The sequence below is a fragment of the Streptomyces sp. NPDC048002 genome (assembly GCF_040653275.1).
Lineage (GTDB): Bacteria > Actinomycetota > Actinomycetes > Streptomycetales > Streptomycetaceae > Streptomyces.
Genome location: NZ_JBEZNL010000020.1, coordinates 107,081 through 119,043, shown reverse-complemented (window position 1 = coordinate 119,043; position 11,963 = coordinate 107,081). Strand labels below are relative to the sequence as shown.

Genomic DNA, 11,963 nt, shown 5'->3' with positions numbered 1-11,963 from the left:
CCGGCTCACCGGGCCACCCCGTCTGCGTACGGCGCCCGCCCCGGCGTCGCCCGCAGCCCGGGCCTCCGCCCGCCACACACCCTAGGAGAAACGCTTCTTTGCCCTCGGCCAACCGCTTCCTGACCGTCCGCCGTGACCCGCACTCCGCGGAGCTCCTCGCCCGCGGCGGCGACAGTGAGGCGCACAGCATCCTGGAGCGCGCGGGCTTCGTGCCCGTCGTCCGCCTCCACGAGACCTACCACCGCGCCCCCACCGGCCTGGACCCGGACACCGAGAACCGGCTCGCCACCGAGGCCGTCGCCCGCCTCCGCGCCGCCGGCTACCACGTCGAGTGCGACGAGGAGTTCGCCACCGATCGCCGTCCGGCCCGCTATCCCACGTTGGGGTCCTCGGTCGCCCACCTCGCCGGACGCCTCCGCGAGGCGACCGCCACCGAGGACGCGGCCGACGTTCTCACCGAGCTGACCGCCCCGTACGACGGCGTCCTCGCCGCGATCGAGCACGTGCTGTACGCCGCAGCCGACTTCCACGACGGTCTCGGCGCGGCAGCCGACCCGTACACCGCGCGCCGGCTGCGCCACCTGGCCGACGAGCATCTGCACGTTCTGCGTACCGACCTCGTCCACACCCGCAACGCTCTCGCCGACCGGCACGCCCCGCACCCCCGCCGCAGCGCGTGCGCCGGAGAAGTTCCGGCCGAGGAACGCGAACGCTCCGCCGTGTGCGCCTGCCCGCCCCCGCCGCGTACCGCGCCAGTGCCGCCCCCGCCCGCGGTGGCCGCCGGGCTGCGCCGCTGACCTCCCTTCCCTTTCAAGGACCTCATGCACCCCTACGAAGACCCTGAGCGCCTCGCCTCGTACGCCGACGTCCTCGCCGGTGAACTCCCCGGCGACTGGACCAGCACCTACCACCCGTCCGAGCACAAGGACGACCTCGCCGAACTGGCTGACCGCATCTGGGACTTGGACCTCGTCGCCGCTGCCCTGGCCGAGCAGCCGCCGCAGCAGGCGGCCGTCCTGTCCCGACCTGACGGCGCCCAGTTCGCCGTCCTGGACCGGCCGGGCGAGCAGGAGGGCTTCCTCATCGCCGCCGTCGCCCCGCGTGATCTGCCTGACGAGGCGTACCGCGGGGTGCGCGAACCGAACGGCATCATGTTGACGGACGATCCGTTCCTGGGGGCCGAGCAGGTCGCCGGTGACCTGCTCGCCCGCTACGAGACCGCGCTCGCCCAGGTCCGCCACAACGCCGCCGACGGTGTGCAGCCGTCGACGCCCGACCGGGTCATGCTGACCTGGCAGCCGGACGGCAGCCTGGCCGCTGCCCCCGTCGGCGCGATCGCCCGGGACGTGCTGGCCGCCCATGGCTTCGTCCCCGACCAGCAGACCGGGATCTACCGTCTCAGCGGCGACGACACCACGGTGCAGGCCCGCGCCGTCCGTGCGATGGGCCGGCGGCTCAATACCCATGGCATCGCCCTCGCGATCCCTCATCCCTCGGGCCGGATCGCGCCCGCCGCCACACCGCCCGCCGCCCCGGCCCCGGCCGGCCCCCGGGCTTCGGCGGCCAGGACGCGATGAGGCCGAGCGAGCCCGACTTCGCGGTGTGGGAGTACCTCACCATCACCAAGGACTCCCGCACCGGGCTGGTCATCGCCCTCGGCGGCACCCAGGAGGCGGCCGGCATCCTCCAGCGCAACGGTTTCCTCAACGCCCCCGGTCCCCAGAACGAGTACCACCGTCTGCCTCACGGCCTCCCCATGGAAGAAGCCCGGCACAAGGCCACGGCCGCCTTGCACGCCCTCCTCAGCGCCGGCTACAACGTCCACCTCGACCCAGCGCTGAACGCCTTCGACCTGCCCGACGGCGAACGCGAGGCCGCCCGGCGCTATCTCGCCCAGCTCTCCCGGCGGGCCCTGGACGCGCGCAGCGGCGCCGAGGCCGCCGCGGTCCTGACCGAGATCACCGAACCCGATACGGGCCTGCTGCCTCTCCTGCGCGAGGCCGTCGTCGGCACCTTCATCAGCTGGTCCCATCTGCTGAGAGACGCGGGCACGGACCAGGAACCGGCCGCGCAGCTCGGGGAAACGGCCCACGCCCTCGCCCGCACCGCCGACACCATCCTCCTCGCCCGCAACCACGCCGCGCGCACTGGCCACCGGCCAGCACCCACCACAACGCCGCCCAGTACGGCTCCGACCCCCTCCACACCCCTGTCCCGCCATCGCTGAACCGGAGAACTGTTCGTGGGAAACCGTGCCGACGACGAAGGCACCGACATCGCGATCTACCGCAGGCCCCTGACCGACACCGTCCACGCCGACACCCCCACCGGTGCTTGCGAACAACTCCTCGCGCTGATCGACGAGTTGGGCTTCGAGCGCAACACCGTCCGGCCCGCCGGAGACAAGGGACCTGCCTACACCTGGCACGAGGCACCCGGCCACCTCAGCGAGGACGAGACGAAGCAACTGGCCACCCGTGCCGTTCCCGCCCTGCTCACGGCCGGTTACACCGTTCACATCCCCGCCTACCTCTTCGATCAGGATGTCTACCGCCGCGCCGTGGAAGACCTCCGCGCGCAGCGGATCACAGCGGCAGCCGCTTCGCCCACAGCGCCCCGCCCACCGTCCCGCCGCTCGCGTGGCTGAACCGTCCCTGCCCGCTCTCCGTCCGACAGGAGTCCACCCCGGTTGCCGCCGCGTCCGCCGTCTGCCGTCCCCTATGTCCTGGCCGCGCCCGGTCACCTCGCCGGCGGGGGCGACCGGGAGCATCTGACCGAGCTGCTGCTGCGCGGACACGGCTGGCACAACGTGTCCACGATCGACCAGCACACCGCGCTGGCCAGCCCCGACGGGCGCCTGCACGTCGTCCACCAGCGGCGGACGGGCTGGACCTGGAACCTGCGCGCCAACGCCCCCGACGGACGTCAGTGGGAAGCACTCCTCGGCGCGCACCTGCCCGTCGAGTACGTCACCGCCATGGTCGACACCATGCGCCAGCCGCCAACCACCAACAGCCGCAGGGTCCTTGAGCCGCTGCTGGAGGCAGGCTGGACAGCGGGCAGCACCGGCCCCGCCTCCACCGTAGAGTCACCAGACGGACTGGTCCGCGTCACCGAGGAATCCGCCCGTCCCGGCGCGCCGAGATCGTGGCACGCCGAGTGCGCGGTGAACGGGTACCGCTGGTGGACGGCCACCTTCAGTACCCACACCCCGCCCGCGGTCGTCACGGCGTTCACCCGCAGCCTCACCCGCAAGGACCCGCTCCCGCGGATGGCCATCGGCATGCCGCTGCACGGCTGCGGACCTCACACCCGCCTGACCCAGACCTCGCACGGGTGGGACGACGAAAAGGCGCTGCTCGAAGCACGGATCGCCGACGCCCGCACCAGGCGGGCCACCGGGCCGAAGGCCACAGCCGCGCCGCCGAAGCCCGCCTCGCCGACTCCGGCCAACCGTCACCGCTGACCCGCGCGCCACCGCCGCCCTCTTTCCCCGTCACCTTCGTCGTCCAGGAGCCTTCCGTACCCCGCACAACCCCTCGTACCGCACCACCGCCGATCGCCGCCGAGCGTCCGCCCCGGCTGGCCGTTTTCCTCTTCCGCCGCTACCTGCGCGCCTGCATCCCCGTCCGCTCCGACCACACCGTGCCCCTGGCCGGCGCACGCCCCGAGACCGTGCTCGCCGAGACCCGCCGCATCGGACACCGACACCACCACTGAGCCCGACCCCGCGCTCTGGAGGAGCATGACCCACCCCACCGTGAACCCGGTGCTGCTGGCCGACGAGATCACCCGTCAGCTCGGCCGGCTCACCGACCACCTCGCCCAACTACCCCCCACCGAGACCACGTTCGTCATCGCCCGCATTCTCGATCCGGACAACGGTGTCCTCGGCGGCGTCACCAGCCTCGTGATCGCCGGCAGCCGGTTCGCCAAGACCCAGGCCGAGCAGGGGCGGCTGCCCGCAGAGGTCTGGCTCGCTCTGGGCCGCGCGGCGAACGAACTCGACGACATCGCCTACGACCTCGACGAACACCGCACGACCCTGCGCCACCTCAGCCAGCAGCCCATCCCGGCGGCGGCGAAGCCCCCGGCCCCGGCCCCGTTGGTCGTGCGGCGGCACCGGTGAAGAGGAAGCAGTGGGCCGGCTGGGGCCCGGGCGAGCAGCCCGAACAGCACTACCTCATCGAACCCCGGGCCCTCGCCGGCGGCGGCGACATCCGGCACGTCTCGGAGTACCTGCGCGCCTCCGGCTGGCGGGATCGCTCCAAGAAGGACGGCCCGCTGGCGCTGGAGAGCCCGGACCGCACGGTCCGCATCTCCTACGACCCGTACGTCCAGCCGGGCGGCTGGGCCATCCGCGGCGCAGCCCGAGGGCACCAGGCCGAGTGGTGGGCCACGCTGGGCCGGCAGACCCCGGTGGAGATCGTCGCCGGGCTGACCGACGCCCTGACCCAGCCGCCCTCCGCCCACGCCCCCAATGTGTGGGCGCCGCTCAAGGAACAGCGCTGGCAGCTGCAGAGCGAGGGCCGCCACTACACGGCCACCAGCCGGGACGGCTCGGCGTGGCTGCACTTTCGCCAGGACGCGCACGGCAACGCCCTGTGGTGGTCCGGGGCGGGCGACCCGCACGGCAGCGGCTGGAACGCCCAGTTCGCCCCCACCACCTCGATGCACCTCGTCGCCGCCTTCTCCGCCGCGCTCGCCAGCCCGGAACCGGTGATGCGCCCCCGCGGACGCGTCCCGCACACCGCCAAGATCCGCACCACCTCCGTGTCCGTGCTGCCCTCCCAGCTCTCCGCCTGGCAGCAGGCCCGGATCACCGCCGCCCGAGCCACCACCTGGGCCCGCAACTGGAACTCCAACCGGCCACGGACCGCACCGCGGCCCCACACCCCCGCCAGCGGCACCAGAGCCCGAACCCGCCGCTGACCCTTCCCCGCCGACCACGCAGGAGGCCCGTGCGCGCCCCGACCGTGGACACCGTCCACGCCACCTCGCTCCTCCCCCGCAACGCCGGCTACCCGCCCAGGACGTCCAGGCTCACCCTGTCCCCGGACACGCCGACGAACACCTTGCGATGGGGCCAATGCCGGTAAGCCAGCAGCAGCTCGCGGCCTTCGCCGACACCCACGCCTGGCGAATCCCCTTCGACACCAGCCCCCGCCACCTCGCCGGGCCGGGCGACGCACGCCGCGTCACCCACGGCCTGGCCGCCGCCGGATGGCGGCGCACCTCCGACCCGCTCAGCCCCGAGATCGTCCTCACCAGCCCCGACCAGCGCCACCACCTCCAGTTCGACCCGCAGTCCGCCACCTCCGCCTGGTGGCGGCTGCGGGCCGAGCCCACCGGCTCCGAACCCGGCTGGTACGCGGAGTTCGGCGAACTCGTCCCCGCCGAACTCCTCGCCGCCGTGACCGACGCCCTTGTCGCCCCGCCACCGGCCGAGCCGAGCGATCCTTTCCGCAGGCTGCAGTCGGCGAACTGGCCGACCGAACCGGCGCACGCGGCGCGCTCGCCCGACGGCATGTGCTCCGTGGAGCGGCGCTTCATCGACGGTCACAGCACGAGGTTCTGGCACGTCGAGGTGAACGAGCCGGGACACGGCATCCCTCCGGGCCCGCGTCTGTGGCATGCCGTCTTCGACAGCCGCACCCCGGTCTATCTGGTCGACGCGTTCGTCGCCGCGCTCGCCGACCCGGCTCCGCTCCAGCGCGGCATGTACGAGCGCACCGCCCACCACAGCGTCGTTCAGGAGCCCAGCCCGCTCACGCCGCAGCAGATCGTCGCCGCACACACCAACCGCCTCGACGCGATCCGCGCCCAGGCACGCACCGCCCGCCGACAGCAGCAGCAACAACCCACGACGCCCCAGGCCCCCGCGACCAGCCCTGCCGCCCGGCCGACCGCCCGTCACTGATCTTGAGAGGACCCCTTCCGATCTCCTTCGACCATCTCGCCCACCGCGCCTTCATGCACCACCTCGACGTCTTCATCCAGGACAGCGAGAAGATCCTTACCGCGTGGGACACCTACTCCGACGAACACACCGACCTCGACGGCTGGCCGTACGACGACCACGCCTACGGACTGCGCCAGCGCCAGCGCGACGCCGATACCGCCGAGGCGTTCGAGACCGTACGCGCCGGCGCCCGCCACCTCCTGGCCACGTCCGACGCACAACTGCCCACCCTGCCGCCTGATTCGGTCCAGGCACACTGGGTCTACCGGCTCGGCGTCCTGCGCGGCGCTCTCGACCGGCTCGACGTCCTGCACGAACAGTGGCTGCTCACCCGTGACAGCCTCCCCGCCAACGCCCAGCCCGGCACCGCGGTCTTCGACAACGCCCTTGCCGAGCACCACGCCGAATGCTGGAGCCACCTCGACGACTGGGCCACCCACGGCAGCGTGATCGGCGACATCAACACCGCGGCCCGGCACGCCCTGTCGCCGCTGGCCCCGCCCCCCGTCGCGCTACCGGTCCTCCCCGCGCCCGGCCCCATCCTCACGGTGCGCAGGTGACCATGGCCCCAGGACCCGAGACGGTCGAGGTCGACTTCGTCGCGCCGCGTCACCTGGCCGGCGGCGGTGACCCCGCCTGGATCACCGTCCCCCTGCACCACGCCTGCGGCTGGAGCCACGGCCAGGACCCCCTGCTGCCACGCGTCTTCCTCACCAGCCCCGACCACAAGGCCCACCTGCGGCTGAAGCCCGATCCCGACGGCCAGTGGTGGACACTCCACCACACCGCCACGCCCAACAGGCCCGCCTGGTACGCGCATTTCGGAGCCCGTACCCCGGTCGAAATGATCGGCGCCTTCCTCGACGCCCTCACTGACCCGAGCCCGGCCACCGCCGTCGAGGCAGACCCGTACGAGCCGCTGCGGCAGGCGGGCTGGGCCGGCGCCCAGAACGGACGCGTCTCACCCGACGCCACCACCTACGTCCAGCGCGGCGGGCTCTGGTTCGCGACCACCACGCTCAACAGCGGCTCCCGGCCGGTGTGGCAGGCCCTGTTCGGCGAGCACACCCCTGCTCACCTGCTCGCCGCGTTCACCGCCTCGCTCGCCGACCCCAACCCGGTTGCCCGCACCCTCGACACCCAGCGGCTGCCCACGCTCAACCCCCGTCTCGTCACCCGGGAAAGGCGTGACGTCACCGCCGAACAGGCCGCCTTCGCTCTCGAAGACCGCCTCCGCGCACTCGGTGCCCGCCGCCCCGCCCCGCCCGCGCCGCCAGGCATCCAGCCCAGGCCATCCGGCACCGGCCGCACCCGCTGATCCCCTCTCCTCCTCGCCGTCTCACCGGAGCACCTAGCCCCTCTTGCCTCCCTCCTCCACCAACAGCACCGACGGCTACGACCTTCTCTTCCGGCTACTGCTGGGAGCACTCGCCGTCGTCGTCCCCCTGTCCCACCTCGCCTGGCTGTCCGGGAACATCACCGCCTACCTCACCCGCGGCGCCTGGGCCCCCTACCAGCCGGCCATCGCCCTGCTCCACCCCGAACGGCTCTGGCCCGACCTCGGAGAAACGTCCCTGCTGATCGGCACGCGCATCGCCCCGATCCTGATCCTCCTCGCGCTCGCCACCACGGCCGCCCTCCTGTGGGGGCGGCACAAGAACCGCGGCGGCACCCGGAAGAAGATCACGGGCATGGCCAAGGCCCGGGACATCGAGCCCCTGATGGCCAAGGCGATCACCGCCAAGGCCCGCTCCCTGCGCCCGAGCCTGCAGAACACCAAGCACATCGAAGCCGCCGACACCGGCGTCCTCCTCGGCAACCTCCAGGGCACCCGTCACGAAGTCCGCATGGGATACGAGGACGTCGCCGTCGCGATCATGGCCCCGAGATCCGGCAAGACCACCAGTCTCGCGATCCCCTCCATCCTGGCGGCTCCCGGCGCGGTCCTGCTGACCTCGAACAAGGCAGCCGGCGACGCCTACACCGCCACGCTCGACGCCCGCGCGGCAGTGGGACGGGTGTGGTCGATGGACCCGCAGCAGATCGCCCATGCCGCCCGCCAGATGTGGTGGAACCCGCTCGCCGACGCCAAGACCCTCGACGGCTCGGGCCGCCTGGCCGGTCACTTCCTCGCCGCGTCCGTGGACGCCTCCCAGCAGGGCGACTTCTGGTCCAAGGCCGGCAGCAACATCCTCAGCCAGCTCTTCCTGGCCGCCGCGCTCGACGAGCGCCCCATCACGGACGTCATGCAGTGGCTCGCGTTCCCCGCCGACCGCACCCCGCTGGACATCCTGCGCGACCACCAATTCACCGCGGTCGCCGCCCAGTTGAAGGGAACCGTCGAGGGACCGCCCGAGACCCGGGACGGCATCTACGAGACCGCCCGCCAGTACGCCGCGGCCCTCCTCAACTCCGAGATCGCCGCCTGGGTCACCCCGCAAAAGGACGTCCCCGAGTTCCGGCCGTCGCAGTTCGTCACGTCCGCCGACACCCTGTACCTGCTGTCCAAGGACGGCGGAGGAGGCGCCTCCGCGCTGATCGCGGCGTGCGCGGACTCCGTGATGCGGGCCGCGACCGCCCAGGCCGAACGCGCCGGCGGACGCCTCGACCCGCCCATGCTCGCGATCCTCGACGAGGCCGCCAACGTCTGCAAGATCTCCGATCTCCCCGACCTGTACTCGCACTTGGGCTCGCGCGGGATCATCCCGATCACCATCCTGCAGTCCTACCGCCAGGGCCAGAAGGTCTGGGGAGACGCGGGCATGGACGCCATGTGGTCCGCCTCCACTGTCAAGGTGATCGGCTCCGGCATCGACGACCCGGACTTCGCCGACAAGCTCTCCCGCCTCATCGGCGACCACGACGTGGAGACCACCTCCACCTCCACCTCCGAGTCCGGGAAGTCGACGTCGGTTTCGATGCGTCAGGAACGGATCCTGCCCGCCGACGCGATCCGCGCCCTGCCCAAGGGCACCGCCCTCGTCTTCGCCACCGGCCTGCGCGCCGCCATGCTCGACCTGCGCCCCTGGTACGCGGAGCCGGGTGCCGGTGACCTGGCCGCCGCCTCGGAGCGGGCCTCCAAGGGCATCACCGCACGCGCCGTCGCCAAACACACCCCCACCCAGTCCGACTTCGGCACGGCCGCATGAACGGATCCCGGCTGCACCTGGTGCCGGTCCGCTCCCGCGAAGCGAAGGAGTTCGTGCGGACCTGGCACCGCCACCATCCAACGCCCGCCGGACAGATCTTCGCCGTCGGAGCCGCCGACGGCGAAGGCACCCTCCGAGCCGTGGCCATCGTGGCCCGTCCGGTTGCCCGTCACCTCGACGACGGGGCCACCCTCGAAGTCACGCGCACCGCCAGCGACGGCGCGCGCAACGCCAACTCCCTGCTGTACGGGGCGGCGTGGCTGGCAGCGAAAGCGCTCGGATACCGGCGATTGATCACCTACACGCAGGAGGGCGAGAGCGGCGCGTCGCTGCGCGGCAGCGGCTGGCGCGTCATCGCCAGCCGCCCGCCCCGCAGGGGATGGCACACCCCCTCCCGGCCCCGCGCCGGCCACGGCAACGACGGCACCGCCCGCCTCCTGTGGGAAGCCCCCTGACCACCCGCAGCCCGCACCGGCCCGTCGTACGCCGCCCGTCCCTTCTCCTCACTCACCCGTTCCCGCACGTCGTCCCCAGCCCGGAGTTGCCTTGCAGAGCCTCGACATGAGCGAGCACACCCGTCTCCTCGGCCAGGTCGCCCCCGCACTGAAGGACTTGCGCGAGGAGGCGGAACGCATCCGGGAAGGCGCCATCACGCGGCCGGTCCGCGAGATCGCGCCCCTCAGCCTGCGCGTCCAGCAGCTCGCCATGGAATGCACCCGGCAGTTCCATGACCTGTCCACGAGCCAGTACGCGGTCATGAAGGGCGGCCAGGAGAACCTCGCTCACCTCGCCGGCGCCTGCGCCCAGGTCTCCCTGGCGGCCACGCTGTGCAACCTCGCCATCCACCACCGCACCGAGGTCCTGCTGTACGAGGACGCCGACCCCACCCCCAAGACCAGCCGTGACCAGCTCCGACGAGCCGGTGACGAAATGCAGCGGGCGGCCACCACGTACCGCGCTCTGGCACGCCTGCTCTCGCGTCGGCTGGCTTCAGCCGCCTCGCGCGCTGAAGACCAGCAGCTCATCGCCAGTGCGCTGGCGAACGGCAAGGAGAAGACGTCCAACGCCGCCTCCACGCCGGCCTACCCGGCTCCGCCACTCCCTGCACCGAAGCCGTTCACCCACACAAGGCGCTGACGGCGCACCCGCAGTTACCCCTCCTGGAGATCCATGTCCTTCGTGGACCACGCGGACGTGTTCATCGGCTCCACCGGTGACGCGCACACGTTCGTCGTCCTCAACCGCCCCATCCGCGGCGCCGACCGCCTGCTGACAGGCGCCGGGTTCACCGCCCGCACGATCAACGGCCGCAGCATCTACCTGCTGCCGCCCACCACGTCCGAGGAGGCCAATGAGCGGGCCGGCATCGCGATGTACGGGCTGCTGTCCCACACTCACGACCTCGTCGACCTGTCCTGGACCACCCGCCACAGCCCGCAAGACCCTGGTCCCGAACCCGACCTGTGCTTCACGCTCACGGACACCGCCCTCACCGCGACCGCTACCACCAGCGCGGCCCGCTCCCTCCTGGAGCAGCACGGCTTCACGCCCTCCGCCGGCTCGTCGTACCAAGCACCAGGCCCCGTGAGCGAGCGTGACCTGCTGGGCGCGGTCGTCCGCGCCGAATCCCACGCCTACGCCCACGGACTACTCGTCCACGTCGACCTGGGCATCCCCACCCCCGACGCGATCCCCGCCGCACCCCAGCGCACGTCGACTGCCGTCCCCGGCGGCCCAGCCACCAAGCCGACACGGCGCCGCACCCACTGACCTCCCCGGAGACCCCTCATCGCCATCCGCCAGATCGATCTGCCCATTCAGGTCGACCACTTCCTCCAACTCGGCGCAAACTTCAACGCCTTGAAGACCAACGTCAGCACGCTGAAGGCGCAGCCGGGCAGCGAGATGCTGGAACAGCTCACCCCGAAGATCGCCCAGGTGCACGAGCTGACGGGCCGCGTCCTGGTGCGGCTGTCCGCCCTCAACGGCAGCCAGTACACCCTCGTACCCGGCAGCCGCTCCACTCTGGACGCACTCGGCTCCGTCGTGGAGGCGGCGTCCCTGGCCGCTCTCGGACTCTCGAGCGCGGTGGCGGACAACCCGCTGGAAGGAGCCGCCTTCGCCGGCGGCCCGCCGGTCGACGACGCCAGCGTGCGCGAGGCCCGGCACGCCGAGGCCGCCCCTCGTCTGGCCAAGGCCCTGGGCGACGCCGCCCACCAGCTGGATCTGTGTGCAAACGGCTGCCAGTACACCGCATCGTTCATCATCCGCGACCTCAAGGAACACCCGGAACATCTGCCGCCGCTTCCGCAGCTGACCCGGGCCCAATACACGGCCCTGGAGAAGGTCGCCCAGGGCGGCACCAAGGTCTCCCAGTCTCTGCGGGGCGGCCGGGAGAACGTCCGGGCCGGCGACGGCAGCACCCTCCACAGCACGCCCTTCACCGTGCTCGCGAACAACAAGCTGATCCGCGTCCACCGCGGGACCTCCGCCTTCCTCGACCGGAGCGTCACGGTTACCGCCGCCGGGCGCCTGGCCCTGGACACCCAAAAACCCACCCGCACACCTGCAACCGCCATGGCCAAGGCGCCCGCTCCCGCCGCGGCCAGCAGGCGGCAATGACGGGTTTCACTCCCGACGACCCCGTGCTCACCGCTCCACGCCACCTCGCCGGCCCCGGCGACCCGTCCCTGGTCATCCAGCCGCTGCAGGCCGCCGGATGGATCAGCCGCTCCCGGCCGGACAGCGCGCACCTCCTCTACGCCAGTCGCTTCAGCGATCGGACGGTGGCTCTGCGCCCCGTCCCCTCGGCGTATACGCCGTGGTAGTACTTCACCGGCACCCACGACAGC

At 72.3% G+C, this 11,963-nt stretch carries 16 protein-coding genes; all 16 read left to right on the top strand.

From position 1 onward, the window contains the following. Positions 1-98: 98 nt before the first annotated feature. The 16 genes from AB0E07_RS24000 to AB0E07_RS23925 all read left to right on the top strand — a co-directional run bounded on the left by AB0E07_RS24000 (position 99) and on the right by AB0E07_RS23925 (position 11,939). Complete coding sequence (locus AB0E07_RS24000; protein ID WP_362255664.1) at positions 99-797, top strand: hypothetical protein; 699 nt, start codon at positions 99-101, stop codon at positions 795-797. Positions 798-821: 24 nt separating this feature from the next. Further along, complete coding sequence (locus AB0E07_RS23995; RefSeq protein ID WP_362255662.1) at positions 822-1,577, top strand: hypothetical protein; 756 nt, start codon at positions 822-824, stop codon at positions 1,575-1,577. Then, positions 1,574-2,227 (top strand): hypothetical protein, encoded by a 654-nt coding sequence (locus tag AB0E07_RS23990; protein WP_362255659.1) that lies wholly within the window; start codon positions 1,574-1,576, stop codon positions 2,225-2,227. The genes AB0E07_RS23995 and AB0E07_RS23990 overlap by 4 nt, the downstream gene beginning before the upstream one ends. 15 nt (positions 2,228-2,242) lie before the next feature. Further along, positions 2,243-2,647: a hypothetical protein gene (locus tag AB0E07_RS23985; RefSeq protein WP_362255656.1), complete on the top strand. Its 405-nt coding sequence runs from the start codon at positions 2,243-2,245 to the stop codon at positions 2,645-2,647. A gap of 42 nt (positions 2,648-2,689) precedes the next feature. Further along, entirely contained in the window at positions 2,690-3,466 is a 777-nt protein-coding gene (locus tag AB0E07_RS23980; protein WP_362255654.1) for a DUF317 domain-containing protein, read from the top strand. Between the two features lie 279 nt (positions 3,467-3,745). Continuing rightward, positions 3,746-4,129 carry a hypothetical protein gene (locus tag AB0E07_RS23975; RefSeq protein WP_362255652.1) on the top strand — a complete coding sequence of 128 codons (384 nt, stop codon included), beginning with the start codon at positions 3,746-3,748 and terminating at the stop codon, positions 4,127-4,129. Further along, entirely contained in the window at positions 4,126-4,932 is an 807-nt protein-coding gene (locus tag AB0E07_RS23970; RefSeq protein WP_362255649.1) for a DUF317 domain-containing protein, read from the top strand. The genes AB0E07_RS23975 and AB0E07_RS23970 overlap by 4 nt, the downstream gene beginning before the upstream one ends. A 157-nt stretch (positions 4,933-5,089) precedes the next feature. Further along, on the top strand, positions 5,090-5,920 hold the full coding sequence (locus AB0E07_RS23965; RefSeq protein ID WP_362255646.1) for a DUF317 domain-containing protein: 831 nt from the start codon (positions 5,090-5,092) through the stop codon (positions 5,918-5,920). A gap of 2 nt (positions 5,921-5,922) precedes the next feature. Continuing rightward, entirely contained in the window at positions 5,923-6,522 is a 600-nt protein-coding gene (locus AB0E07_RS23960) for a hypothetical protein (RefSeq protein WP_362255643.1), read from the top strand. Positions 6,523-6,524: 2 nt separating this feature from the next. Beyond that, on the top strand, positions 6,525-7,280 hold the full coding sequence (locus AB0E07_RS23955) for a DUF317 domain-containing protein (RefSeq protein WP_362255760.1): 756 nt from the start codon (positions 6,525-6,527) through the stop codon (positions 7,278-7,280). Positions 7,281-7,323: 43 nt separating this feature from the next. Continuing rightward, positions 7,324-9,111, top strand: a complete 1,788-nt coding sequence (locus AB0E07_RS23950) for a TraM recognition domain-containing protein (protein ID WP_362255640.1) — start codon at positions 7,324-7,326, stop codon at positions 9,109-9,111. Continuing rightward, positions 9,108-9,566 (top strand): XF1762 family protein, encoded by a 459-nt coding sequence (locus tag AB0E07_RS23945; RefSeq protein ID WP_362255637.1) that lies wholly within the window; start codon positions 9,108-9,110, stop codon positions 9,564-9,566. Before AB0E07_RS23950 ends, AB0E07_RS23945 begins: the two co-directional genes overlap by 4 nt. 106 nt (positions 9,567-9,672) lie before the next feature. After that, positions 9,673-10,248 carry a hypothetical protein gene (locus AB0E07_RS23940; protein WP_362255634.1) on the top strand — a complete coding sequence of 192 codons (576 nt, stop codon included), beginning with the start codon at positions 9,673-9,675 and terminating at the stop codon, positions 10,246-10,248. A 33-nt stretch (positions 10,249-10,281) separates the two neighbouring features. Further along, entirely contained in the window at positions 10,282-10,881 is a 600-nt protein-coding gene (locus tag AB0E07_RS23935; protein WP_362255631.1) for a hypothetical protein, read from the top strand. A 90-nt stretch (positions 10,882-10,971) separates the two neighbouring features. Beyond that, positions 10,972-11,733 carry a hypothetical protein gene (locus AB0E07_RS23930; RefSeq protein WP_362255628.1) on the top strand — a complete coding sequence of 254 codons (762 nt, stop codon included), beginning with the start codon at positions 10,972-10,974 and terminating at the stop codon, positions 11,731-11,733. Next, positions 11,730-11,939 (top strand): hypothetical protein, encoded by a 210-nt coding sequence (locus AB0E07_RS23925; protein ID WP_362255625.1) that lies wholly within the window; start codon positions 11,730-11,732, stop codon positions 11,937-11,939. The genes AB0E07_RS23930 and AB0E07_RS23925 overlap by 4 nt, the downstream gene beginning before the upstream one ends. Positions 11,940-11,963: the final 24 nt, after the last annotated feature.